Source organism: Spirochaeta thermophila DSM 6578, from assembly GCF_000184345.1.
In the GTDB taxonomy this organism is placed as follows: Bacteria; Spirochaetota; Spirochaetia; order Winmispirales; family Winmispiraceae; genus Winmispira; species Winmispira thermophila.
Genome location: NC_017583.1, coordinates 981,052 through 1,004,185 on the forward strand (window position 1 = coordinate 981,052; position 23,134 = coordinate 1,004,185).

General features: G+C 61.0%; 23 protein-coding genes. 13 read left to right on the forward strand and 10 right to left on the reverse strand.

Features of this window, described 5'->3' with window-relative positions:
* Positions 1-6 precede the first annotated feature (6 nt).
* Positions 7-612 (reverse strand): Maf family protein, encoded by a 606-nt coding sequence (locus SPITH_RS04340; RefSeq protein WP_014624503.1) that lies wholly within the window; start codon positions 610-612, stop codon positions 7-9.
* A gap of 179 nt (positions 613-791) precedes the next feature.
* On the opposite strand from SPITH_RS04340, the gene rny reads away from it, so the two are divergent.
* The 3 genes from rny (at position 792) to SPITH_RS04355 (ending at position 4,010) form a co-directional block, all read left to right on the forward strand.
* Entirely contained in the window at positions 792-2,321 is a 1,530-nt protein-coding gene (rny, locus tag SPITH_RS04345; RefSeq protein ID WP_013314085.1) for a ribonuclease Y, read from the forward strand.
* A gap of 106 nt (positions 2,322-2,427) precedes the next feature.
* Positions 2,428-3,213 (forward strand): TIGR00282 family metallophosphoesterase, encoded by a 786-nt coding sequence (locus SPITH_RS04350; protein WP_014624504.1) that lies wholly within the window; start codon positions 2,428-2,430, stop codon positions 3,211-3,213.
* A gap of 5 nt (positions 3,214-3,218) precedes the next feature.
* Positions 3,219-4,010, forward strand: a complete 792-nt coding sequence (locus SPITH_RS04355; RefSeq protein ID WP_014624505.1) for a TlyA family RNA methyltransferase — start codon at positions 3,219-3,221, stop codon at positions 4,008-4,010.
* On the opposite strand, the gene SPITH_RS04360 is transcribed toward SPITH_RS04355, so the two are convergent.
* Entirely contained in the window at positions 3,983-4,699 is a 717-nt protein-coding gene (locus SPITH_RS04360; RefSeq protein ID WP_014624506.1) for a GerMN domain-containing protein, read from the reverse strand. The two genes, SPITH_RS04355 and SPITH_RS04360, sit on opposite strands and share 28 nt — an antisense overlap.
* 123 nt (positions 4,700-4,822) lie before the next feature.
* Between SPITH_RS04360 and ptsP the strand changes: the two genes are divergently transcribed.
* From ptsP to SPITH_RS04395, 7 genes are read left to right on the forward strand one after another with little or no spacing between them, the layout of a single operon-like run.
* Positions 4,823-6,556, forward strand: a complete 1,734-nt coding sequence (ptsP, locus tag SPITH_RS04365) for a phosphoenolpyruvate--protein phosphotransferase (protein WP_014624507.1) — start codon at positions 4,823-4,825, stop codon at positions 6,554-6,556.
* Entirely contained in the window at positions 6,540-7,892 is a 1,353-nt protein-coding gene (der, locus tag SPITH_RS04370) for a ribosome biogenesis GTPase Der (protein ID WP_014624508.1), read from the forward strand. Before ptsP ends, der begins: the two co-directional genes overlap by 17 nt.
* A gap of 1 nt (position 7,893) precedes the next feature.
* On the forward strand, positions 7,894-8,271 hold the full coding sequence (locus tag SPITH_RS04375; protein WP_014624509.1) for a MerR family transcriptional regulator: 378 nt from the start codon (positions 7,894-7,896) through the stop codon (positions 8,269-8,271).
* 1 nt (position 8,272) lies between these two features.
* Positions 8,273-9,571 carry a hypothetical protein gene (locus SPITH_RS04380; protein WP_014624510.1) on the forward strand — a complete coding sequence of 433 codons (1,299 nt, stop codon included), beginning with the start codon at positions 8,273-8,275 and terminating at the stop codon, positions 9,569-9,571.
* A gap of 33 nt (positions 9,572-9,604) precedes the next feature.
* Positions 9,605-10,744 carry a flagellar motor switch protein FliG gene (locus SPITH_RS04385; RefSeq protein ID WP_014624511.1) on the forward strand — a complete coding sequence of 380 codons (1,140 nt, stop codon included), beginning with the start codon at positions 9,605-9,607 and terminating at the stop codon, positions 10,742-10,744.
* A 10-nt stretch (positions 10,745-10,754) separates the two neighbouring features.
* A complete protein-coding gene (locus tag SPITH_RS04390; RefSeq protein ID WP_014624512.1) occupies positions 10,755-11,249 on the forward strand; it encodes a TM2 domain-containing protein in 495 nt (164 codons plus the stop codon).
* Positions 11,250-11,303: 54 nt separating this feature from the next.
* Positions 11,304-12,491, forward strand: coding sequence for an OmpA family protein (locus SPITH_RS04395; protein ID WP_014624513.1), 1,188 nt, complete (start codon positions 11,304-11,306; stop codon positions 12,489-12,491).
* Between the two features lie 6 nt (positions 12,492-12,497).
* Here the strand turns inward: SPITH_RS04395 and SPITH_RS04400 are convergent, their stop codons facing one another.
* Positions 12,498-12,812 (reverse strand): antibiotic biosynthesis monooxygenase, encoded by a 315-nt coding sequence (locus SPITH_RS04400; RefSeq protein ID WP_014624514.1) that lies wholly within the window; start codon positions 12,810-12,812, stop codon positions 12,498-12,500.
* 154 nt (positions 12,813-12,966) lie between these two features.
* Between SPITH_RS04400 and SPITH_RS04405 the strand changes: the two genes are divergently transcribed.
* Genes SPITH_RS04405 through SPITH_RS04415 form a run of 3 tightly spaced genes read left to right on the forward strand, consistent with a single transcriptional unit; the run spans position 12,967 to position 15,656 of the window.
* Positions 12,967-13,383 (forward strand): RrF2 family transcriptional regulator, encoded by a 417-nt coding sequence (locus tag SPITH_RS04405; RefSeq protein WP_014624515.1) that lies wholly within the window; start codon positions 12,967-12,969, stop codon positions 13,381-13,383.
* A gap of 11 nt (positions 13,384-13,394) precedes the next feature.
* On the forward strand, positions 13,395-14,324 hold the full coding sequence (gene cysK, locus SPITH_RS04410) for a cysteine synthase A (RefSeq protein ID WP_014624516.1): 930 nt from the start codon (positions 13,395-13,397) through the stop codon (positions 14,322-14,324).
* Positions 14,325-14,375: 51 nt separating this feature from the next.
* Complete coding sequence (locus SPITH_RS04415; protein WP_014624517.1) at positions 14,376-15,656, forward strand: O-acetylhomoserine aminocarboxypropyltransferase/cysteine synthase family protein; 1,281 nt, start codon at positions 14,376-14,378, stop codon at positions 15,654-15,656.
* Between the two features lie 115 nt (positions 15,657-15,771).
* On the opposite strand, the gene radC is transcribed toward SPITH_RS04415, so the two are convergent.
* From radC to rsxC, 7 genes are all read right to left on the reverse strand, one after another.
* Positions 15,772-16,428, reverse strand: a complete 657-nt coding sequence (gene radC, locus SPITH_RS04420; RefSeq protein ID WP_013314070.1) for a RadC family protein — start codon at positions 16,426-16,428, stop codon at positions 15,772-15,774.
* 117 nt (positions 16,429-16,545) lie between these two features.
* Entirely contained in the window at positions 16,546-18,741 is a 2,196-nt protein-coding gene (gene katG / locus SPITH_RS04425) for a catalase/peroxidase HPI (RefSeq protein WP_014624518.1), read from the reverse strand.
* Between the two features lie 210 nt (positions 18,742-18,951).
* The gene (rsxA, locus tag SPITH_RS04430; RefSeq protein WP_014624519.1) at positions 18,952-19,524 is read right to left on the reverse strand and encodes an electron transport complex subunit RsxA; all 573 of its coding nucleotides are present in this window, start codon (positions 19,522-19,524) and stop codon (positions 18,952-18,954) included.
* 3 nt (positions 19,525-19,527) lie between these two features.
* On the reverse strand, positions 19,528-20,133 hold the full coding sequence (gene rsxE / locus SPITH_RS04435; protein ID WP_014624520.1) for an electron transport complex subunit RsxE: 606 nt from the start codon (positions 20,131-20,133) through the stop codon (positions 19,528-19,530).
* The gene (locus SPITH_RS04440; protein ID WP_014624521.1) at positions 20,130-20,735 is read right to left on the reverse strand and encodes an RnfABCDGE type electron transport complex subunit G; all 606 of its coding nucleotides are present in this window, start codon (positions 20,733-20,735) and stop codon (positions 20,130-20,132) included. Before SPITH_RS04440 ends, rsxE begins: the two co-directional genes overlap by 4 nt.
* On the reverse strand, positions 20,728-21,756 hold the full coding sequence (locus SPITH_RS04445; RefSeq protein ID WP_014624522.1) for an RnfABCDGE type electron transport complex subunit D: 1,029 nt from the start codon (positions 21,754-21,756) through the stop codon (positions 20,728-20,730). The genes SPITH_RS04440 and SPITH_RS04445 overlap by 8 nt, the downstream gene beginning before the upstream one ends.
* Positions 21,756-23,090 carry an electron transport complex subunit RsxC gene (gene rsxC, locus SPITH_RS04450; RefSeq protein WP_014624523.1) on the reverse strand — a complete coding sequence of 445 codons (1,335 nt, stop codon included), beginning with the start codon at positions 23,088-23,090 and terminating at the stop codon, positions 21,756-21,758. The genes SPITH_RS04445 and rsxC overlap by 1 nt, the downstream gene beginning before the upstream one ends.
* Positions 23,091-23,134 lie beyond the last annotated feature (44 nt).

A 23,134-nucleotide genomic window follows, 5' to 3' on the forward strand; every position in this document is an offset into this window, starting at 1 on the left:
CTCGCCCTACGGGCGGAAGATGTGCGGGTAGGGGTACCCGCTTTCCTTGAGCATGCCATAAAGGAGATGGATTGGCAAGCCCACCACGTTGGAGTAGGAGCCCTCGATGCGGGTGATGAAGAGGCCGCCGCGTTCCTGTATGCGGTAGGCGCCGGCGGCGTCCTGCCACTCGCCGGAGGCGAGATAGAGGTCGATCTCCTCCTCGGTGAGCGGCGCCCACCACACCGTGGTGAGGGCGGTGCGCGTGAGGGTGAGGCCGCCCCTGTGGTGGAGGGAGAGGGCCGTGAGGATGGTGTGGGATCGGCCGGAGAGGAGGGTGAGCATGGCGCGGGCTTCCGCCTCGTTTCGGGGTTTCCCCAGGATGCGTTCGTCGACCACCACGGCGGTGTCGGCGGTGAGGACCCATTCGCCGGGGGTGGGGGGATCGGCCTGGAGTGCCTGCCGGAGTTTGTCGCGTGCGAGGGCGGCGATGCGTTCCTCGGGTGTTCCCTGCGGCGGGAGGGTTTCGCGATACTCCGGCGCCCACTGGACGAAGGGGATGCCCGCGGAGCTGAGGAGCGAGGCCCTGCGCGGGGATCGGGAGGCGAGGAGGATGGGAGGTGGGGATGCCATGTGTGCGAGTATAGGTGCGCCCGGGGCTTCCTGCAAGTGGTGGTGTAACCGGCGGGGATGCCGTCCGGTTTAGAAGGTGCGACGGAAAAGCGATTCTGTGTCACGATGACACGGAATAATTGACTTTTCTGTAATATATTCATAGTCTAGGGGTCTAGACAAGAAAGTGGAGGGAGCTGATGAATGTTCTTCTTTCAGTTGCCCTTCCTCTTCTTGGTTTGGCGTTGGGGTGGACAGCTCGATGGCTGTATGCCAGATTTCAGCTTACCTCTGCGGAGCAGAGGGCTGAGAGAATAAAAGATGAGGCGGTAAAAGAGGCTGAGGCACGGAAGAAAGAGATTCTTTTCGAGGCACAGGAGCAGATCCACAAGGAGCGGCTCCAGCTCGAGAAAGAACTCCGTGAACGACGGGCCGAGCTTCAGCGGACCGAGCGGCGTCTCCTGCAGAAGGAGGAGACGCTCGAGCGAAAACTGGCAGCGGTGGAGCGGAGAAACGAAGCCCTTGCGGACCGAGAGAGGTTGCTGGCGGAAAAAGAGACGGAACTTGGACGACGGGAACAAGAGATCGAGAGCGAACTGGAACGGATTTCCGGACTGACCAGGGAAGAGGCCCGGTCGCTCATCATCTCGCGGCTCGAGGAAGAGGCGAAGCGGGATGCCCAGATCCTCGTGAACAAGATCGAGGAGGAGGCCAGGGCCACGGCGGAGCGCAAGGCCCGTGACGTGTTGGTGAGCACCATGCAACGCATCGCCACCGATGTGACGGCCGAGGTCACCGTGACCACGGTGAGCCTTCCCAACGATGAGATGAAGGGGAGGATCATCGGCCGGGAGGGACGGAACATCCGTACCCTCGAGACCCTCACGGGCGTGGATATCATCATCGACGATACGCCCGAGGCCGTGGTGCTCTCGTGCTTCGACCCGGTGAGAAAGGAGATCGCCCGCATCTCTCTGGAGCGCCTCATCGCGGACGGACGGATCCATCCCGCCCGTATCGAGGAAGTTGTCCACAAAGTGACCAAAGAGCTGAGCCAAACCATCTACGAGGAAGGAGAGAAGGTGCTGTTCGAGCTGGGGATACACGATTTTCCCCCTGAGGCGGTCCAGGCCCTGGGACGCCTCAAGTATCGTACGAGCTACGGCCAGAACGTCCTTGCCCATACCAAAGAGGTGGCCGTACTCGCCGGCATGATCGCCGCCGAGGTGGGAGGTGACCCCATGATCGCCAAACGGGGGGCGCTCCTCCACGACATCGGCAAGGCGATCGAGTCCGATGACGACAGCACGCACATCGAGCTCGGGATAGAGCTCGCCAAGCGCATGGGCGAGGACAGCAGGGTGATCAACTGCATCGCAGCGCATCACGGGGATGTGCCGCACACGTGTCCCGAGTCGGTGATCGTCCAGATCGCCGACGCCATCTCCGCCTCGAGACCGGGGGCGAGAAGGGAGTCGCTCGAGAACTACATCAAGCGCCTCGAGCAGCTCGAGAAGATCGCGGAAGGGTTCTCCGGAGTGGACAAGGCCTTCGCGATCCAGGCGGGCAGGGAGATCAGGATCATGGTCAACAACGACCTGGTCGACGACGCCGGGGCCCGGGAGCTCGCTCGGGAGATAGCCCGGAAGATCGAGGAGGATCTCCGGTATCCCGGTCGGATCAAAGTGACCATCATCCGGGAGACCCGGGTGGTCGAGTACGCCCGCTAGCGGATGGGGGTTTCATGCCGAGGCTGCCTGTGTCCCCCGACATGGGCAGCCTTGCGTTTTTGAGTGATGCATAGTACATGATGGAAGAGAGAGGATGGCTCAGGACATGACGATATTGATGCTCGGAGATATCATCGGACACCCGGGGATGCGCACCCTTTTTTCGGGACTCACCTCCCTGGTTCGATCCACGGGGGCGGATGTGGTGGTGATCAACGGTGAGAATGCGGCCGATGGTTTCGGCCTCTCCCGTGAGCTCGCGGAACGCCTCTTCGCCATGGGGGTGGATGTGATCACCACCGGAAACCATATCTGGCACGACGAGTCGGTCTTCCCCCTCATGGAGCAGGATCCCGCGAGGGTGATCCGGCCGGCGAACTATCCGCCGGGCGCACCGGGCAAGGGGGCGACTGTCCTCGAGAAGGGTGACGTCGCGGTCGGGGTCCTCAATCTCATCGGCCGGCAACGTCTCGTGATGGCCGACTGTCCTTTCCGCAAGGCCCAGGAAGAGATCCGCCGGTTGAGGAGAGAGGCCTCGGTGATTCTGGTGGATTTCCATGCCGAGTCCCCGGCCGAGAAGGAGGCCATGGGCTTCTTCCTCGACGGCAAGGTCTCGGCCGTGGTGGGGACGCATACCCACATCCAGACCGCCGACGAAAAGATCCTGCCGGGGGGTACCGCCTATATCACGGATCTGGGCTCCACGGGGCCTGTGGACTCGGTGATCGGTTTCGATCCCTCCCTTGCGAGCGAGCGGGTGACCACGCAGGTGCCCCACCAGCTCAAAGTGGTCGACAGTCCCGCCACGATCTGCGGGGTGGCGATCGTGGTGGATGTGCGGTCCGGGAAGGCACGTTCCATCGAGAGGATACGGCACTACCTGGGGGTCTAGATGCGATGCGTCGCGTAGTGCTCCTCGATCTGCTCGCCTCCCGTTTCCCCGACACCCGGAGGGACATGCTCTATGCCTACGTGCTCTGTGGGGAGGTCTTCGTGGACGGGGTGTGTGTGAAGGATCCCTACCTGAAAGTCCGGGAAGATGTCCGCATAGAGCGGCGAATACCGAGATATGTCTCACGAGGCGGGTATAAACTCGAGGCTGCGCTCCATGCGTGGAACCTGGACATCGCAGGCAAGGGGTTCTTGGACGTGGGGGCCTCCACCGGGGGGTTCACCGAGTGCCTGCTTTTCCATGGAGCGGCCTTTGTCCACGCGGTGGACGTGGGCTATAACCAGCTCGCCTACAAGCTCAGGGTGGACGAGCGGGTGTTCGTGCACGAGCGCACCAACATCCGGGAGGTGCGTTCGCTCGATCCAGTGCCCGATGCGGCCGTGGTGGATCTCTCCTTTCGTTCCTTGGTTCCGGTTGCGGGGCATGTGCTCTCCCTGACTCGTGAGGCGTGGGGGATATTTCTCGTGAAGCCGCAGTTCGAGGTGGTGAGAGGAGGGGGGACTCCTGAGGGGTTTCGGGGCGTGCTCAAGGACCGGGAGGCGATCCATCGGGTGGTGCGGGAGACCCTCGAGGCATGCGCAGGACAGGGATTCGTCCCGCGAAGGTGTTTCCCCTCGCCGGTGAGGGGAAAGAAGGGGAACCAGGAGTTCCTCGTGTTGCTCACGGGAGAGGGGGAGGCGACGGGGTTCCGGGAGCTCGAGGCGTGGTTCTACAGCGACGATCGGGAGAGGGGATGATCTATGGGGATGCCCTCGGAACCGAGGTAGCGCACGGTCTTCCCTTCGATGAGTATTTGTACCTGTTCCACGGTGGGGAACTCGGTGGCGGTGTAGATGATCTGTTTGAGTTGGAGGACGAGTCCCTCCTGGCCGAGCGGGTTGAACCGGAAGGATTCGCTGATGTTGATATACGCAGTTCCGTTCTCCACCCGGACTCCCAGGAGCCTGGTCTCGGGTGGGATGAGGCTCCGGATGCCGGCGGAGAGTTCCCCCGCGGTGGGGCCGTGGAGGAGGGCGTCGAGCGTGGCGGTGAGGGGCGCGTCGGTGTAGGTCACCCGACGTTTCACGGGTACGAGCTCCACCCGACCGTCGTCGAAGACCTGCACGAAATAGAGGAGCGAGGTGCGGCTGCGCGTGATGGCTGAGGGGGAGGGAGGCGGGGGCGTGTGAGGGGTGGGGGATGGCGTGGGCGGAGGGGACGGGGGCGGCGGGCTCGTGTGGGTGGGGCCAGCGGCCACGGGGGGGGTGGGGGTGGACGTGGCGGGGGTGGGACTCGCGATCTTTTCCTTTACGACCTCTATGAAGCCGGTATTCTCCATGACCTTCAGTATGGTGGGACGGTTCCAGAGGTAGACGATGATCACCACGAGGATCGAGGCGATCCAGAAGAGCACGCCGAAACCCTGCTGTTTCTTCTTCCGAGCCATCACCGAGTGTATCGGCAGGATCCCGGGGAGAGATGAGGGGCTCCTTTGAAGGGCTCCTGTCCTCTCTCCTTTCCGGGGGACTCCGCATTTGACACCGGAGAGAAAACTCCTTATAGTATGCACATGAAAAAATTTAAGGGGATTTCCGTCTTCCCTGGCATCGCGATAGGCCCGGCGTTCGTCTACAGCACCGAACTCCCTCCGATCCCTCGTTATTACCTGCAGGATCATCATGTCGAGGAGGAGCTCCAGCGGTTCAGGGGTGCGGTGGAACGGGCCGTCGAGGAGATCGAACGGATAAAGGAAGGTCAACAGGGCGAGACCGTGAAGATCCTCGATTCCCATCTCCTCATGCTCAGGGATCCGGAGTTCACCGGGAGCGTGGAACGGGACGTGGCCGAGAGCAAGCGGAACGTCGAGTGGATACTCCTCGAGACCACCGAGTCCTACGTGGAGAGACTCAAGGATGCGGACGACGACTATCTCAGGGAGCGTATCTACGATATACGCGACATCGCCAACAGGATCCTCAACCACCTCCTCTACAGGGAACGGATACTCCTCTCGGATCTCCAGGAGGAAGTGATACTGGTGTGTCACGACCTGCTGCCCTCCGAAGCCATCCAGATGAACAAGCGGATGGTGAAGGGTATCGCCATGGATGCGGGTGGGCGTACGTCCCATACGGCGATCCTCGCGCGCGCGTTCGAGATACCCTCGGTCCTGGGGCTCTCCGAGATAAGCAGACAGGTGAAGTCCGGTCAGACCCTCATCGTGGACGGCAGGGATGGCGTGGTCATCGTGGACCCCACGCCGGAAGTCATGGAGCAGTACCAGCAGCGTATGAGGGAGGTGGAGGAGCAGGCGATTCAGCTCCTCAGTCTCAACGAAGTCCCCGGAGAGACGAGGGACGGGAAGAGGATCTTCCTCAGGGCCAATATAGAGGTCCCGGAGGAGGTGGAGTCGGTCCTCGCCCATGGTGCGGATGGCATCGGTCTCTTCCGGACCGAGTTCCTCTTCATGCATTCCCGCCACCTTCCCACCGAAGAGGAACAGTATGCGGCCTACCGTGAGGTGATCGAACAGATGGGCGACCGGGAGGTGATCATCCGTACGCTCGACCTGGGTGGAGAGAAGGTGATCCCCCGACTCTACGATGCCCACGACGAGCACAACCCCATCCTCGGATGGCGGGCGATCCGGTTCTGCCTCGCCAATCCCCACATCTTCAAGATTCAGCTTCGCGCCATCCTGCGGGCTTCCATCTACGGCAAGGTGAGCATCATGTTCCCCCTCATCTCCTCCCAGGAGGAGGTGGTGATGGGCCTCGAGATCCTCGACCAGGTGAAAGAGGAGCTGGAGCGGGAAGGTATTCCCTTTGAACGGGACATCCCGGTGGGGGCCATGATAGAGGTCCCTGCTGCGGCCCTCACGGCCGATATCCTGGCCCAGAAGGTGGATTTTTTCTCCATAGGGACGAACGATCTCATTCAATACACGCTCGCCACCGACCGGGGGAATGAGCGGGTGGCCTACCTGTATCAGCCGTTTCATCCGGCGGTCCTCAGGCTCATCCAGATGACGGTGGACCACGCCCACCAGGCGGGTATCCCGGTGGGTATGTGCGGAGAGATGGCGGGCGATCCGCTCGCCACCTTCGTGCTCATCGGACTCGGGCTGGACGAGTTGAGCATGAGTCCGGCGAGCATCCCCGAGGTGAAGCGGTTGGTCCGTTCCACCTCCGTGGCGGAGTGCGAGGAATTCGTAGGCGCGATCCTGCAACTCAAGTCGCATCGGGATGTGGAACGCCTGGTGAGGGAGAAAATGGAGGAGCTGGGTCATGTCGGAGCGAACTGAAGGCCGGAGGACCGTGGGAGTGCAGTCCCGTCTCCCCCGGGTGGTGATCGTGGGACGCCCCAATGTGGGCAAGTCCACCCTGTTCAACCGTCTCATAGGCCGGCGCAAGGCGATCACCCACCCGCGTCCCGGGGTCACGCGGGATGCGGTGGAGGAGACCTGGGAGCTGGGAGGGGGGCGGGTCCTCCTCGTGGACACAGGAGGGATCACCTCCGAACGGGGAGGGATCTTCGAACCCCTCGTCCGGGAACGGGCGCTCCGTGAGGTGGATCGGGCTGATGTGCTCCTTCTCGTGCTGGACGTCACGGAACTGGTTCCCGAGGATGAGGAACTGCTCGAGCTCCTGCGGCCTTACAAGGAGCGACTCATCCTGGTGGTGAACAAGGTGGACAATGAGGCGAGGGAAGAGATGGCGTGGAACTTCTTCTCTCTCGGGTTCGATACCGTGTGCTTCACTTCTGCGGAACACGGACGCGGTATCGATGAGCTCGAGCAGGAGATCGAACGGCGGCTCGTCGTCCCCGAGGGGGGAGGAGACGCCCCTTCCGCCCCTGAGATCGACGTGGCAATCCTGGGGAAACCGAACACCGGCAAGTCCACTCTCCTAAACACGCTGCTGGGCGAGGAGCGGGCCCTGGTGTCCGATGCCCCCGGTACGACGAGGGACCTCCTCGAAGGGCGTTTTCAGTACAGAGGGAGGTGGTTCCGGATAGTGGATACCGCGGGGATCAGGCGCCGGTCGAGGATAGAGGATGATCTGGAGTTCTATTCCGTGCGGCGCTCTCTCAAGGTGATAGAAGAGGCCCACGTGGTCTTCCTGCTCATCGATGCACAGGAGGGGCTCACCGAGCAGGACAAGAAGATAGCGGCGGTGGCCCAGAGGAGGGGACGGGGGGTGATCCTGGTGCTCAACAAGTGGGACGCCCTCACCCCGGTTCCCAACCAGTTTCAGGCCATGAAAGCGAGGATCCGTTTCTTCTTCCCCCACATGGACTATGCGCCCATCGTGAAGATCTCCGCGCGACGGGGGGAGGGAATAGACAAGCTCCTGGATACGGCCCTCATGCTCCGCGATGAACTCGGGAAGCGGGTGGAGACAGGGCCCCTCAACCGCGCCCTCGAGCGGTGGAAGGAGGAAGTGCCTCCACCTTCCCGGAAGGGGCGCCGGTACAAGGTCCGGTATATGACCCAGGTGAGTTCCATGCCGGTACGCTTCCTCCTGTTCGTCAACCGGAGAGAAGGGTTCCCGTCCTCGTATCTCTCGTATCTGGAAAACCGGGTGAGGAAGGAGTTCGGATTCTCTCACATCCCCATCTTCATCGATCTGAGGGAATAGGATGCCGGTGTACACCATAGGAGAGGTGTGCAGGCTCTTCAACATCAAGCCTCATGTCCTCCGGTATTGGGAGTCGGAGATACCCTTCCTCTCCCCCAAGAAGGATGCCTATGGGAGGAGGATCTACACCACGGCGGATCTCCAGGTCATCTCGAGGATCCGCTATCTTGCCCACGAGAAACGCTATACCATCGAAGGAGTCAGGAAGGCCCTCGAGGAGGAGATCGCCTCGCACGAGGAGATCCACCTCCAGCTCGCCCTCGTGAGGAGCATCCTCCTCCATTGTCTCTCGGAGGTGCAGCGGATCCGGGAAACGCTCGAGGATGTCATGGAAGACGGGAGAGGTGCCGATGGAAAGAAGAGGGGGGAATCGAGGTAGCATGGGGGGATACAGGTTCCGCTTCGTCCTTCGTCTCGTCGCGTTCCTCATCCCCTCACTCCTTCCGGGACAGGTGGTGAGCCTGGATGCGGGGAGTGGTGAGGGAAACGCGTTCCCCTCGTCCTGGGAAGCCCGCGCAGCCTGCAGCGACATCCTCCTCGGAGGACTCTACGAATTCCTCGCTGCGGAGGAGCGGATACTCCCGCAGCGGGGCACCCCGTACCGTGTGAAGGTGCTTCCCGCGAGGAAGGAGGGAGCGGGGTACCTCGTGTTCATTCCCTCCCGGGACGATCGTTTCGTCCTCGAGGGGCCGGGGACCTGGGTGGTGAAGCGGAGCCTGAAAGATGGTTCCTTCCTCCAGGCCAAGATCTTCCTCGGCGGCGATCCCGGCAACGCGATACGGCTCTACCCCGAGGAGACATGGACCAGGATGGATGTCTCGGTCATGGACATCCCCTGGGTGCAGGGCCTCCGCCTCCCCTATCGTTTCGAGGATCTCCTCGTCATGCCGGAGGATCGGTGGCTCCCTTCGGCGGGCGTGCCGTGGGAGGTGTTTTCCCATGTCCCGGACGAGTATGACCGTCGTGTGGAGGGGATGGTCGATGCCGTCAGGCCTGTGCTCCCCCTCCTCCCCGATGCGGACGATGGCGCCCTCGACGCCGCAGGTGTATTCGTGCGGATCGCCACCGGGGAAGCGGTGAATGAGGCCGGTTTCAACTGTTCCGGATTCGCGAAGTGGATAGGAGACAGCATCGCCTTCGTCCAAACCGGCCGTCTCCTGGACATCGAGACGCTCAAAAGGCGCTACGAATCCCTACGGGGAAGCCGCTGGGGGCGTATCTACGAGGAGGTGAGGGATCCCTATTTCGGTCTGGATTGGACCAGGTCTCTCGCGGAGGTGCTCCACTCGCTCCTCACCGGCTCCGGTTCGGCTGATCCGGAGGCGCATGATGTGCGGGAGGTCCCCGGCTTCCGGTATGTGGAGGACGTGGGGTTCCGGGTGAAGGATCTTGCCGCCGTGCTCTATCTGGAGGCGGTGCGAAGGCCGGGTTATTTCTACTTCGGTTCCGTCAACGGGGAGTGGGGGGAGGATCCCACGCTCTGGCAACACTACCATGTGGCGGTCTTCTTTCCTTTTTTCGACGAGGGGGGGAGGTTCCACATCGTGGTGATGGAGCGCGGAAGGGAGACGCCGTTCGACTCTTTTGTACGCTACTATGAGAGCCAGCACGTGCATCTGGTGCGGGTGCCTGTTCCAGCGCGCTTCTCGCCCTACATCCCCTCGTCCCTCGAACGTTGACCCTTTCGCCCGGTATGGGTAGGATTGGAGGGTATGGAGATACGGAAACGGGGGATAGAGGCCTACAGACGGATCCAGAAGGTCGAACCCCGGCCCGGGGTCGATCCCGGAGAGGCCGATTCCTCCGGGACGGGTTTTCCCCGCAGGGGGCGGAGGCCGGAGGAGCGGGAGGCGCCGGGGAAGCTCTCGCAGGAGAAGCTCGACAAGATCGCGCGTTTCCTCATCCTCGTGGGCAAGGAACAGGCGGCCGAGGTGGTGAAACACCTCGATCCCCCCCTCGTGGAGGCCGTTGCCGCCCGGATCGCGAACATCCCCGCCATCTCTCCCAGAGAGGCGCACGACATCCTGGAAGAGTTCAGGAGCGTGAGGGAGGTCGTGAAGTCTCCCCGGGGCGGGAAGGACGTGGCGAAGACCATTCTCGAGGCCGCCTTCGGAGAGGAGCGGGCGGGGCGGATCCTCTCCCGTATCGAGGAGGCGGAGCGGCGCCCGTTTTCCTTTCTGCAGGACCTCACTCCGAGGCAGATAAAGTACCTTCTCCAGAAGGAAGCCCCTGCGATCGTCAGCGCCATCCTTTCCTATCTCGATCCCGCGAAGGTCTCCGGAGTGCTCACCCTCCTCCCCCCTGAGGTGAGGGTGTCCGTCGTGAAGTACATAGCCCGGCCGAGGAAGCTCGACAAGGAGATCCTCCTTCGGGTGGAGGAGGCGCTCAGGAAACGTCTCCACGAGTTGGGGGATACCGAGGTCCCGGAGGTGGACGGGGTGGAGGTCCTCGCCGAGATCCTCAAACATGCCCCTCTGGAGGAAGAAGAGAAGATCCTCAAGGCCCTCAAGGACCGATCCCCGGAGTTGGTGGGGAAACTCGAAGAGCGGCTCCTCACGCTCGATATCCTGGAGCAGATCCCCGACAGGGAACTCGCCGGGATCCTCAGGAAGTTCGACGATACGGAGATCGCTCTCCTCCTCAAGGGAAAACCCGAGGAGGTGAAGGCGAGGATCATGAGGAATATCTCCGAGCGCCGCAGGCAGATGGTGACCGACGAGTACCTCCGGCTCGGAGCAGTGAAGAGGCGAGACGTGGAACAGGTCACCAAGGACTTCCTGGGCGAGTTGCGGCAACTGGTGAGAGAGGGTCGAGTGATCCTCTCGAGGGATCAGAAAGAATACCTCATGTAGGAGTGAGTATATGTACTATTCCTTGCCGATTGCCTACCTTCTCTGGTTCGTCTCCGGTTTCGGGGTTCTCGGACTCCATCGCATCTATCTCGGGAAGATCGGCACGGGGATCCTCTACATGTGTACCTTCGGTCTCGGCGCGGTCGGGGCTGTGTACGACTTCTTCACCCTTCCCTATCAGGTCGAGGAAGCCAACAGACGGAGGCAGATCGAGGACATACTCTCGCATTCCATGGGATCCGCTGGAGGCCCTCGTCCTGCGGACAGGAAGAGAGAGCGACTCGAGCGGACCATCCTGCGGCTCGCTCGCGCGGGGAACGGGGTCACCTCCCCTGCAGAGGTCGCCCTCGAGGCAGACATCCCCATAGAGAAGGCTCGGGCCGCGCTCGATGCATTGGTGGAGAAGGGGTTCGCGGAACTCAGGGTGAAGAAGACGGGGGTGATCGTCTACGTCTTCCCCGAATTCGTGAAGGATCCCTCGAGGCTCGACATCGAGGAGGTGTGATCTCAGAGGGTGTGGGGGAAGGGCCTTCCTGCCGATAGAGGGAGGGGAGGGAGCATGCGACGTCTCACAGTGGCACTCTATCTCGGCATCATCGCAGGCAGCCTGCTGGGACTCGAGTTCCGTTACAAACTCGAACCCGGTGAAGCGTACCGGGTGATCTCACGGGTTTCCGAGAAGGTCCGTTACGGACAGATCGAGTACGCCAACACCTTCCTCAACAGGATCGCGATAGAGGTGACGAAGCGGGAAGGGGAACGTGTCTTCTGTGAGGCCCGCTTCGTCACCGCGGCTCAGGTGGGTATCGGCTGGGACGTGTACTCCATGGAACGCGAGTACGAAAGCCGGTACTGGCTCTCGCCTTCGGGGAAGGTGGAGATCGCTCCCGAGTACGTGATGCCCGTGGTGCGCGATGTCCCCCTCTTTCCGGAGGAGGACGTACAGCCGGGTGACTCCTGGGTGGCGCAGGGCGAGGAGGTGCACGATTTCGAGGAACTGGGCCTCACCCGGCCGTTCCGATTCCCCATACTGGTCCGGTACACCTATGAGGGGGAAGTGGACTGGAAAGGGCGGCGCCTCCATCTCCTCAAAGTTGAGTACCCGGTCTTCCATGAGCCTTCCGTACCCGATCCCTCGCCGATGGCCCCCGTCCGTATCCATGGCTATTCGAGGCAGAGGCACTACTGGGATGCGGAGCGCGGGATGCTCGTGTACTACGAAGAGGAGTTCGCCTTCGTGCTCACCCTCAAGACGGGGGATGTCTACGAGTTCACCGGCACCGCGGACGCCGAGGTGGTGTGGGCCTCTCCTCTCGACAGGGAGAAGGTGAGGGAAGAGGTGGAGGCCGCGATAGAGGACCTCCAGATCCCCGATGCGGAGGTCGAGACATCAGAGGAGGGGGTGACGATCCGCCTCGAGAACATCCAGTTTCCTCCCGATTCGGCGGTGCTGCTCCCCGAGGAACAGGAGAAGCTCCGAAAGATCGCACAGATCCTCTCCCGCTATCCGGAGAGGGACCTCCTCGTGGAGGGACATACCGCCCTCGCCGGGACTCCCGAAGGCCGTCTCGCTCTTTCCATCGAGCGGGCGAAGGCGGTGGCCGACTTCCTCATGAAGCTGGGGGTGAGACGTCCTGAGCAGATCGTCATACAAGGATACGGTGCCACCCGCCCCATCGCGGACAACGCCACCGAAGCGGGACGCAGCCGCAACAGGCGGGTGGAGATCACGATCCTCGAGAATTGAGTCCCGTCATGACCGCCACTTTTCCGGATCCTCCGGTGCGATCACCGCGAAGGCCTCTCCCGATCGGGGCCCTGCGGTGAGGGTCTCCGCCGCCTCCTTCCATTCCTTGTAGTGCTCCGTCTCCTTGTGGGCCTTCGTGGCCCCCTCGTCCGTGTAGACCTCGTAGAGCACGTACTTCCCCGGAGTGTCGAGGCTCCTGAGCACGTCGAACCGAAGAACTCCCGGTTCCTGGACAGAGCCTCGGTGGTTCCGTCTCGTGACCTCCTCGAATTCCTTCTCTTTGCTGGGGGCCACCTGGATGGTGATGATACGAACGATCATAGTGCGACCTCCTGGAGTATGGTTCGCTGGTATAGTATAGGCCCTGATTCGGGGAAAGGGAAGGGAGGAATGTTCGCCTTTTTATGACAAAAATACTTTACATTCAAGGCGATTGTTGCTATACTTAAACCATATTAAACCTGTAGGAGATTGTATGAAGGTTCCGGCGAAAGTGAGATATGGCCTACAGGCGCTCGTACACCTGGCCCTCTCCCACGGTGCAGGTCCGGTCTCGGTGAAGGAGATCGCCGAGCAGTACGGCATCTCCGAGAAGTTCCTCGAGGGGGTTTTCTCCCACCTTCGTGCAGCTGGCCTGGTCCTCAGCACCAAGGGGAAGGGTGGGGGCTACACGCTTCGCAGGCCTCCTCATAGGATCACTTTACGCGAGGTCGTGACTGCCTTTGAGCCCTATGTGATCTTTCCTCTTTCACACGAGGCGGACGAGGGCCCCGACGCCCCCATTTGGGCCGATCTCGAGAAGCACATCCAGGTATGGATGGAGGGACGTTCCCTTGAGGAGCTTGTTGGGCTTGTCAAGAGGAGACGTGGAATCCTCGATTACACGATATAGCGGAGGTATGTATGGCTATTGCAAAGGACATCCTCGAGCTGGTGGGTAACACCCCGTTGGTTCGACTCAACAAGGTGGCCGATGGCCTTCCCGCCGAGGTGGTGGCGAAGCTCGAGTTCTTCAACCCTCTCTCGAGCGTGAAGGACAGGATAGGTCTTTCCATGGTAGTGGAGGCCGAGAAAGAAGGCATCCTCACCCCGGGGGCGGTCATCGTGGAGGCCACGAGTGGAAACACCGGGATCGCCCTCGCGTATGTGGGGGCGGTGAAAGGGTACAGGGTCATCCTCACCATGCCGGAGAGCATGAGCATCGAACGGAGACGGCTCCTTGCAGCTCTCGGGGCCGAGCTCGTGCTCACCCCTGCGGAGAAAGGGATGAAGGGGGCGGTGGAGAAGGCCGAGGAGCTGGTCCGGACCATTCCGAACGCCTTCCTCGCACGGCAGTTCGAGAATCTCGCCAACCCGAAGATCCACTATGAGACCACGGGGCCTGAGATCTGGAGGGATACCGAGGGGAAGGTGGACGTGCTGGTCGCCGGGGTGGGTACCGGGGGAACCATCACCGGAGCCGGTCGCTACCTCAAGGAGCGGAACCCCGAGGTGAAGCTCGTGGCCGTGGAGCCTGCAGATTCCCCGGTACTCTCGGGTGGTGAGCCCGGACCGCACCTCATCCAGGGGATAGGGGCGGGATTCATCCCCAAGGTGCTGGATCTTTCTCTTATTGATGAGATTATCACCGTGAAGGCCGAAGATGCGGGGGCCGTCGCGCGGAGACTCGCGAAGGAGGAGGGGATCTTCGCAGGGATTTCGGCCGGTGCGAACGTGTGGGCCGCCCTCCAGGTGGCCTCGCGGGAGGAGTACCGCGGAAAGCGTGTGGTGGTGATCGTGCCCGATACCGGTGAGCGGTACCTGAGCACCTGGCTCTTCGAAGAAGAGGCGTGACGCACGGAATCCCCGTGCCTCGCATATACTTGAACGCGACAGGAGGAAACCATGAGATTGGAAACACTGGCGATTCATGGAGGACTGCCACGTGACCTCGATCCACCCAGCAGAGCGTATCCGGTGCACAGGACCACGGCCTATCTGTTCAGGGATGCAGATCATGCAGCCGACCTCTTCGCCCTCAAAGAGCTGGGCTATATCTACACCCGGCTCCACAACCCCACGCAGGACGTGCTCGAACAGCGGGTCGCGGCCCTCGAAGGCGGAGCGGCCGCTCTCGCGGTGGCCTCGGGGACCACGGCGATCTTCTATTCCATCATCAATATCGCCACTGCGGGGACAGAGGTGGTCTCCAGCAAGTATCTCTACGGCGGCACCTTCACCATGTTCAACAATATCCTTCCCGACTACGGTATCAAGGTTCGCTTCGTGGATCCCTATGATCTGGAAGAGGTAAAGGCTGCCATCAACGAGAAGACCCGGGCGGTCTTCGTGGAGACCATCGGGAATCCCACCCTCGATGTCCCCGACTTCGAGGCCATCGCCGAGATCGCGCACCGGCACGGCCTCCCTCTCATCGCCGATTCCACCTTCACCACGCCGTACCTCCTGCGACCGATCGAGCACGGGGTGGATATCGTGGTGCACTCCCTCACCAAGTGGATAGGGGGGCACGGTACGGCAATAGGCGGGATCGTGGTGGACTCAGGGAGGTTCAACTGGGACAACCCGCGGTTTACCACCCTCACCCAGCCCGATGAGAGCTACCACGGGCTCAGGTTTGCGTATGATCTCGGAGAGCTCAATCCTATTGCCTACATCATTCGAATGAGGGTCGTGCCCCTGAGAAACCTCGGTGGGGCCATCTCCCCGGACAACGCATGGATCTTCCTCCAGGGGCTCGAGACCCTCCACCTGCGTATGGAGCGGCATTGCGAGAACGCGGCGAAGGTGGCCGACTACCTGAAAGCCCATCCCCAGGTGGAATGGGTGAGGTATCCAGGGCTTCCGGAAGATCCCTCCTATCCCAATGCGAGTAAGTATCTGAAACGAGGTTTTGGCGGCATGGTGGTCTTCGGGATCAAAGGTGGTAAGGAGGCCGGCAAGCGGTTCATCGACAGCCTCAAGCTCTTCTCCCATGTGGCGAACGTGGGGGATGCCAAGTCACTCGCCATCCACCCTGGGAGCACCACCCATTCCCAGCTTTCTGAGGAGCAGCAACGGGCGGCCGGGATAGACCCCTCGCTCGTACGACTCTCCATCGGTATCGAGCACATCGACGATATCATCGAGGACTTGGAACAGGCCCTTGAGGCATCCAAGGGCTGAGTCTTAAGCTCATCGTAAGGAGGAGCCCGGAGGGCTCCTCCTTTTTGTACATAAAAAAGCGGGGCCTCTCACCCGACGGGCGGAGGCCCCGCATATCGAAGAGGAGGCATGCGGTCTACAGGTAGCCTGCCTGTTTGAGGGAGAGGTATCCCTTCTGTGAGAAGACGATATGGTCGAGGAGGGGGATGCCCAGTATCTCGCCCGCCTCTTTGAGTCTGCGGGTGACCTCTTGGTCCTCCACGCTCGGGGTGAGGGAACCGCTCGGGTGGTTGTGGGCCACGATGATGCTCGCGGCCCGGTCGGCGATGGGGTCGGCGAAGACCTCGCGGGGGTGGGTGAGTGCCCGGTTCACCAGACCCACGCTCACCACCCTGAGGGCGATGAGCTCCTGGGCGCCGTTGAGCGAGAGGCAGAGGAAGTGCTCCTGCTTCTTGTCGGCATACGGCCTCAGGAACTGGTAGGCGATCTCCGGCGTGGTGATGGGGGTGGAAGGAGGTGCAAGATACCTTCGCGCGAGCTCGAAGGCCGCGAGGATGAGCGTGGCCTTTGCCTGCCCCAGCCCCTCGATGGTGGTGAGCTCCTTCACCGAACAGGAGAAGTTCCGCGCCTCCAGGAAGGAGAGCACCTCCCGTGCGAGCTTCCGGACGCCCTTGCCTTTGATGCCGCTTCCCAGGATCACGCTCATGAGCTCCTCGCTCGAGAGGGCTCCCGGCCCCCGTTCCACGAGCCGCTCCCTCGGTCTGTCGTGAGGGGGAAGTTCCCGTACCTCCATACGCGCCTCCATATGCGTTCTATTCGAGATGACAGAGGATCTCACTTCCCTGCTTCAAAAAAAGCGCAGCACCCTCTCGAGAGAGTGCTGCGCCCGCACGGTTCTCGGAGCACGAGGCTATGAGGGCATCTTGAGATCGAATCTGTCGAGGTTCATCACCTTGTTCCATGCCTCGACGAAATCGAGCACGAACTTCTCTTTTCCGTCATCGGCCGCATATACTTCGGCCACGGCACGCAGTTCTTCATGATGGCCGAAGATGAGATCCGCCCTGGTAGCAGTCCAGCGTTGAGATCCCGTCTTTCTGTCATACCCGCGAAAGAGGTATCGATGGGGATCCGCCTGTTTCCATTCCACTCCCATATCGAGGAGGTGTACGAAGAACTCGTTGGTGAGTACACCGGGGTGGTCCGTGAGGACACCATGTGGTTCGTACCGATAGGTGGCCCCGAGTACTCTGAGCCCTCCTATCAGCACCGTCATCTCGGGGACAGTGAGCGTGAGGAGCTGGGCGCGATCCACGAGGAAGTACTCGGGAGTGGTATACACGTCTCCCTCGTCGAAGGAGGTGGGGTCCTTGAAATAGTTCCTGAAGCCATCCGCGAAAGGTTCTATCTCCTTGTAGAATTCCACATCGATGTGCTCTTCCCGGGCGTCCACTCTTCCCGGGGAAAACGGTACCTCGACGTTGTATCCTGCCCTTCTCGCCGCTTCTTCCACCGCAGCACATCCCCCGAGTACGATGAGGTCGGCGATGGAGACCTTCTTACCGGTTCCTCGTGACTCCTGGAGTTCATTGAACGAACGCTGGATTTCTTCGTAGACCGGGAGGATCTTCTGGAGGTGCTCCGGATGGTTGACTTCCCACTGGTTCATCGGATGGAGTCTGATCCTCCCGCCGTTTGCTCCTCCCCGTCGGTCTGAATGTCGATACGAGGCAGCCGAAGACCATGCGGTGTAGACGAGCTGTGGGATACTCAATCCCGATTCCAGGAGCTTTTTCTTGAGATCCTTGATATCCTCTGCATCGATGAGTTCGTACCCACGTGGGGGAAGGGGATCCTGCCAGATGAACTCTTCCTTCGGCACATATGGTCCCATATAGCAGGATTTGGGGCCCATGTCCCGATGGGTGAGTTTGAACCACGCCTTTGCGAATGTGTTCTCGAATTCTTTCGGGTTCTTGAGGAATCTCTGGGCGATCTGGGCGTATACGGGATCGAAACGAAGGGCGAGATCAGCGGTGAGCATTCTGGGTTTGTGTCTCTTTTGAGGGTCGTAAGGATCGGGCACTATCTCGGGAGCGTCCTTGGCCACCCACTGGTGTTTCCCGTCGGGACTCCGTTCCAGCTCCCATTCATACTTGAAGAGGAACTGGAGGTACTGAAGACCGAACTTGGTGGGTGTGGAAGACCAGATCACCTCCAGGCCGGAGGTGTACGCATGCGGCCCTTTGCCGGTCTTATACCCGTAGCTCCACCCGAGCCCCATCTGTTCGAGTGATGATGAGGCGGGATCCGGGCCGAGATGCTTCCCCGGGCCTGCACCATGGCACTTGCCGAATGCATGTCCCCCCGCGATGAGGGCCACTGTCTCCTCGTCGTTCATGCCCATCCGCGCGAAGGCGAGGCGGATCTCTTCGGCCGATCCCTTGGGATCGGGGTTGCCGCCAGGGCCCTCAGGGTTGACATAGATGAGACCCATTTCCGTGGCTGCATAGGGCTTTTCGAGCGTCCCTTCTTTGAATCGCTTCTTGCCGGAGAGCATCTGTTCCTCTGCCCCCCAATCCGGACTCTCGTCAGGTTCGTAGATGTCTTCCCTTCCCAGAGAGAATCCAGCGATCTCGACCCCCATGTCCTCCAGGGCGACTGTGCCTGCGAGAATGATGAGATCGGCCCATGAAAGTTTTTTCCCGTACTTTTTTTTGAGAGGCCAGAGGAGGCGTATGGCCTTGTCGAGACCGATGTTGTCCGGCCAATTTATCCTCGGGGAGAAACGGATGCTGCCGTTCCGGGCGCCTCCCCGTCCGTCGTGAATACGATAGCTTCCTGCGCTGTGCCAGGAAAGTCTTATGAAGAGGGGACCGTAGTGACCGAAGTCCGCCGGCCACCAGTCCTGAGGTGTTTTCATGAGTTCCTTGAGATCCCTGATCACTGCATCGACATCGAGGGATTTGATCTCACTGATGTAGTCGTAGTCCCTTCCATAGGGATTCGATGTCTCACAGTTCTGGCGGAGGACCTTGAGGTTGAGTTTGTTGGGCCACCAGTCAGTGATCCATCGCTTTCTGGGTTTGATCGTTTCTTCGTTCATGTGGAACACCTCCTTTGGATGATGATAAGGAGGAAACCTCCTCCTTACGATAACTCATGGTGAATATAAACCAACGGATATACTCAATTATAGTACGAGTTCCTGGAGCAGGCAACAAGAATGTGTGTCTCCTGTGAACGAGGCAGAAAAAAAGGAGGGCGAACCGCCCTCCGGGTATATGGGGAAGCGGAGCAGGGCTCCGCGGCGGGCTCACATCATCCCGCTGAAGCCCATGAAGGCGAGGGAGAGAAGCCCTGCGGTGATGAGCGTAATGGGCCCTCCCTGCATCCGCTTTGGCACGTCGGCGAGCTCGAGGCGCTCGCGAATACCCGCCATGAGGACGAGGGCGAGCGTGAATCCCAGGGCCGTGGCGGCCGCGAAGACCACGCTCTCCCCGAATGAGAAGCCCTTCTGAAGCACCAGGAGCGCTACTCCCAGGATCGCACAGTTGGTCGTGATGAGAGGGAGAAATATTCCGAGGGCCTGATAGAGCGGGGGAGCGATCTTCTTGAGCACGATCTCCACGAACTGTACGAGGGAGGCGATGACCAGGATGAATGCCACGGTCACGAGGAAGTGGAGCCCCAGGGGCATGAGGACCAGATCGTGGATGAGGTAGGTGACAAGGGTGGCAAGAGTCATCACGAAGAGCACCGCAGCTCCCATGCCCGTGGCTGTGGAGAGCCTGGAGCTCACACCCAGGAAGGGACAGATCCCCAGAAACTGGGCGAATATGATGTTGTTGATGAATATCGCACCGAAGATGATGGCGATGTATTCCATACCTCAGGCCTCCTTCCTTGCGAGCTTGTCCCGCAGGGTGTTCATCGCGGGTATGAGGAGTCCCAGGGCGATGAAGGCTCCCGGCGGCATCACGAAAAGGAGGACCGTACTCGCCCCCTCGGGCACGAAGGACAGGCCGAAGATCGAGCCGGAACCGAGGATCTCCCTCACCGAACCGAGGATGGTAAGCGCAAAGGTAAAGCCGAGTCCCATGCTCAGCCCGTCGATGAAGGAGGCACCGACCCCGTGCTTGGAGGCGAAGGCTTCGGCTCGCCCCAGGATGATGCAGTTGACCACGATGAGGGGGATGAAGAGTCCCAGGCTCTCGTGAAGCTCGGGCACGAAGGCCGCCATCACCAGGTCGATGATGGTCACGAAGGTGGCGATCACCACGATGAAGGAGGGGATGCGTACCTTCTCCGGGATGAAGTCGCGGATGAGGCTGATTACCGTGTTAGAGCCGAGGAGTACGGCCGTGGTGGCGAGGCCCATGCCCACGCCGTTGATGGCGGAATTGGTGACCCCGAGGGTGGGACACATGCCGAGCATGATGACGAAGATGGGGTTTTCCCTGAAGAAGCCCTTGAGGAGGTTCTCTTTCCAGGTCATTGTGCAGCCTCCTTGGAGGTGAGTGGGGACTCTATCTGCGGGAGGTGTGCCATAAGCGCATCGTACGCCCGCTGCAAGGCGTCACAGAACGCCCTGGAACTGATGGTGGCCGCGGTGAGGGCATCCACCGGGCCGCCATCTTTCTTTACCACAAGGGGGAATTCCGCGGGATTCTTTCCGCGGAACTGAGCCCTGAACTTTTCGGTGGTCATGTTGGCACCCAGACCGGGGGTCTCCTTGTGCTCGATCACCACCACGTTGTGGATGGTGCCATCCGGAAGAAATCCCGCCATGAGCCAGAACCTGCCGGAGAATCCCTTGTCGGTATAGGTGCGCACCGCCACGCCCACGAGCGAATCCCCCTTGAGTGCCGGAAAGAAGACGAGTTCTGGGACATCCTCAAAGGTGATGGCATCCTTCACAGGGTCGTTGTCGAAGAGAGGAAGGACCTCCCTGATGGCCGCCGCCTGTTTTTCTTTCTGCACGTGCTCTATCACAGGGGCCGTACCTCGGTATACCAGGGCAAGGAGGAAAGAGGAGAGGAGGGCGATGACTCCGAGCACCACTGCCATGTTCTTGAGGGTGGAAGACATCTTAGCCATGGCGCGCCTCCTTCATCTGGGTCTGAACCGGACGGGCGCCGAAGCGTGAGGGTGGGAAGGCCCGGTCGATGAGCGGCACAAAGGCGTTCATGATGAGGATGGAGTAGGAGCAACCCTCTGGATAGCTTCCGAACAGCCGTATGAGTCCTGCGAGAAGGCCACCTCCTAGGGCATACACGATCTGGCCCGGAGCGGTCATGGGACTGGTCACCAGGTCGGTGGCCATGAAAAAGGCACCGAGCATCACTCCTCCTGAGAGAAGGTGAAACAAAGGGTCTGCATACCGGGAGGGGGCGATGAGGTGAAAGATCCCGGTGAGGGCAGCAAGGCTCCCCAGATAGAACACAGGGATCCTCCAGGAGATGACTCTGAGGAGAACAAGGAGGAGTCCACCTATGAGGAGGGCGAGGGCGCTGGTCTCACCGAGGGAGCCTCCCACGTGTCCGATGAAAAGGTCCCACCTCGAGGGAAGCTTGTCGGCGATCTGATCGAGGGAGAGCCCTGACTTCACCCCTTCCTTGAGAATCCCGAGAGGAGTGGCTCCTGTGAGGGCGTCGGGTTTCATGAGCGTGCGGGTGACCACCGGCTGCGGCCATGTAGTCATCTCCACCGGAAAGCTCACGAGCATGAAGGCCCTCCCCGCGAGGGCGGGGTTGAAGGGGTTGGTGCCGAGACCGCCGAAGGCCATCTTTGCGATCCCGATGGCGAAGATGGCTCCCGCAGCAACCTGCCAGAGCGGGATGCTGGAGGGGAGGTTGAAGGCGAGGAGGAGCCCTGCCACCACGGCGGAGAGGTCGTGTACACTCGAAGGCCTCTTGAGGAGTACCCGCTGGATGAACCACTCGGTGAATACCGCGGTGCCCACGGACACAATCTCCACCAGAAGCGCCCGTATCCCAAAGAAGTAGATGCTCGAGATGAGGGCGGGGAAGAGGGCAAGGATGACGATGAGCATCACCGTCTGTACCCGGAACGGTGCCTTCGCGTGGGGTGAAAGTGAAACGACGAGCTTCTGATCCATCATGCACTCCTCTTCTTTCTGAGCATCATCACCGTAGCCTTACCGTAGCGGATATAGTCGAGGAGCGGCCTCGATGCAGGGCAGATGTAGGCGCACGATCCGCACTCCACACAGTCGACCACGCCACGGGCCTCTGCCTCTTCCCACCGTTCGCGAGCAGAGAGCCGCTCGAGAAGATAGGGCTCGAGACCCATGGGACAGGCCTGCACGCACTTCGCGCACCGGATGCACGGCTCCACGGGTCTTCGCACTACCTCCTCCCTCGGGAGAACCAGAATCCCGGAGGTGGTCTTTGTCACCGGGACCTCCAGGTTGGGAAGCGCCTTGCCCATCATCGGACCGCCTGCGATGACTTTCCCTGTATCAGCGGGGAGACCGCCGAGCTGGGAGAATACCCATTCCAGGGGGGTCCCCACCCGCAGGAAGAAATTCCCGGGTCGGGAGAGGTGTTTCCCGGTCACCGTGACCACCCGTTCCACGAGCGGTATGCCTTTCTGTACCGCGCGGTAGACCGCATGGGCGGTGCCCACATTGCTCACCACGCACCCTACATCGAGGGGAAGCTTGCCGGAGGGGACCTCCCTACCGGTGAGGGCCTTGATGAGCTGTTTTTCGGCTCCCTGGGGATACTTCACTTTAAGAGGTCGCACTTCCATCCCTTCCCATTCCTTCACGCGCTCCCTCATCACTTTGATGGCGTCGGGCTTGTTCGCCTCTATTCCTATGAACACACGAGGGCCTCCCAAGGCCTTGCGGATGAGCGAGATGCCCACCAGAATTTCGTCGGTCTTCTCGAGCATGAGCCTGTGGTCGGCGGTGAGGTAGGGTTCGCACTCAACCCCGTTGATGATGAGGGTATCGATCTCCTTCCCGGGTGGGATGGAGAGCTTCACGTGGGTGGGGAAGCCCGCACCTCCCATCCCCACGATGCCGGCCTCTTTGATGCGCTCGATGATCTCTTGTGGGGAGAGGTCACAAGTGGTCACGAGCTCGGGTGACCTGTCGATCCCTTCTTCCCACTCGTCTCCTTCCACCTGGATGAAGATCGCAGGCCTCCGATACCCGCTCAGATCGGTGATCTCGTCCACCTTCAGCACCTTCCCCGAGACGCTCGAATGCACGTGAGCAGAGATGAAGCCCTGAGCCTCTCCGATGCGGGTGCCGACCTTTACCTGGTCACCCCGTTTCACCAGAGCACGGGCCGGGGCGCCCAGGTGCTGCCCCAGGGGGATCACCACCTGCTCGGGTAAGGGGAGGTGTTCGATGGGAAGGTGTGCAGTGAGTTTGTGCTCGTGGGGGTGAATCCCCCCTTTGGGAAACGTCGCGTACTTCACAGCAGCTCCCTTAACCAGAGGATAGGGCGCCCCTCGTGGGCGCC

Coding starts and splice junctions, on each gene's coding strand:
- SPITH_RS04340 (WP_014624503.1), bottom strand. CDS start 612: ATGGCATCCCCACCTCCCATCCTCCTCGCCTCCCGATCCCCGCGCAGG.
- rny (WP_013314085.1), top strand. CDS start 792: ATGAATGTTCTTCTTTCAGTTGCCCTTCCTCTTCTTGGTTTGGCGTTG.
- SPITH_RS04350 (WP_014624504.1), top strand. CDS start 2,428: ATGACGATATTGATGCTCGGAGATATCATCGGACACCCGGGGATGCGC.
- SPITH_RS04355 (WP_014624505.1), top strand. CDS start 3,219: ATGCGTCGCGTAGTGCTCCTCGATCTGCTCGCCTCCCGTTTCCCCGAC.
- SPITH_RS04360 (WP_014624506.1), bottom strand. CDS start 4,699: ATGGCTCGGAAGAAGAAACAGCAGGGTTTCGGCGTGCTCTTCTGGATC.
- ptsP (WP_014624507.1), top strand. CDS start 4,823: ATGAAAAAATTTAAGGGGATTTCCGTCTTCCCTGGCATCGCGATAGGC.
- der (WP_014624508.1), top strand. CDS start 6,540: ATGTCGGAGCGAACTGAAGGCCGGAGGACCGTGGGAGTGCAGTCCCGT.
- SPITH_RS04375 (WP_014624509.1), top strand. CDS start 7,894: ATGCCGGTGTACACCATAGGAGAGGTGTGCAGGCTCTTCAACATCAAG.
- SPITH_RS04380 (WP_014624510.1), top strand. CDS start 8,273: ATGGGGGGATACAGGTTCCGCTTCGTCCTTCGTCTCGTCGCGTTCCTC.
- SPITH_RS04385 (WP_014624511.1), top strand. CDS start 9,605: ATGGAGATACGGAAACGGGGGATAGAGGCCTACAGACGGATCCAGAAG.
- SPITH_RS04390 (WP_014624512.1), top strand. CDS start 10,755: ATGTACTATTCCTTGCCGATTGCCTACCTTCTCTGGTTCGTCTCCGGT.
- SPITH_RS04395 (WP_014624513.1), top strand. CDS start 11,304: ATGCGACGTCTCACAGTGGCACTCTATCTCGGCATCATCGCAGGCAGC.
- SPITH_RS04400 (WP_014624514.1), bottom strand. CDS start 12,812: ATGATCGTTCGTATCATCACCATCCAGGTGGCCCCCAGCAAAGAGAAG.
- SPITH_RS04405 (WP_014624515.1), top strand. CDS start 12,967: ATGAAGGTTCCGGCGAAAGTGAGATATGGCCTACAGGCGCTCGTACAC.
- cysK (WP_014624516.1), top strand. CDS start 13,395: ATGGCTATTGCAAAGGACATCCTCGAGCTGGTGGGTAACACCCCGTTG.
- SPITH_RS04415 (WP_014624517.1), top strand. CDS start 14,376: ATGAGATTGGAAACACTGGCGATTCATGGAGGACTGCCACGTGACCTC.
- radC (WP_013314070.1), bottom strand. CDS start 16,428: ATGGAGGTACGGGAACTTCCCCCTCACGACAGACCGAGGGAGCGGCTC.
- katG (WP_014624518.1), bottom strand. CDS start 18,741: ATGAACGAAGAAACGATCAAACCCAGAAAGCGATGGATCACTGACTGG.
- rsxA (WP_014624519.1), bottom strand. CDS start 19,524: ATGGAATACATCGCCATCATCTTCGGTGCGATATTCATCAACAACATC.
- rsxE (WP_014624520.1), bottom strand. CDS start 20,133: ATGACCTGGAAAGAGAACCTCCTCAAGGGCTTCTTCAGGGAAAACCCC.
- SPITH_RS04440 (WP_014624521.1), bottom strand. CDS start 20,735: ATGGCTAAGATGTCTTCCACCCTCAAGAACATGGCAGTGGTGCTCGGA.
- SPITH_RS04445 (WP_014624522.1), bottom strand. CDS start 21,756: ATGGATCAGAAGCTCGTCGTTTCACTTTCACCCCACGCGAAGGCACCG.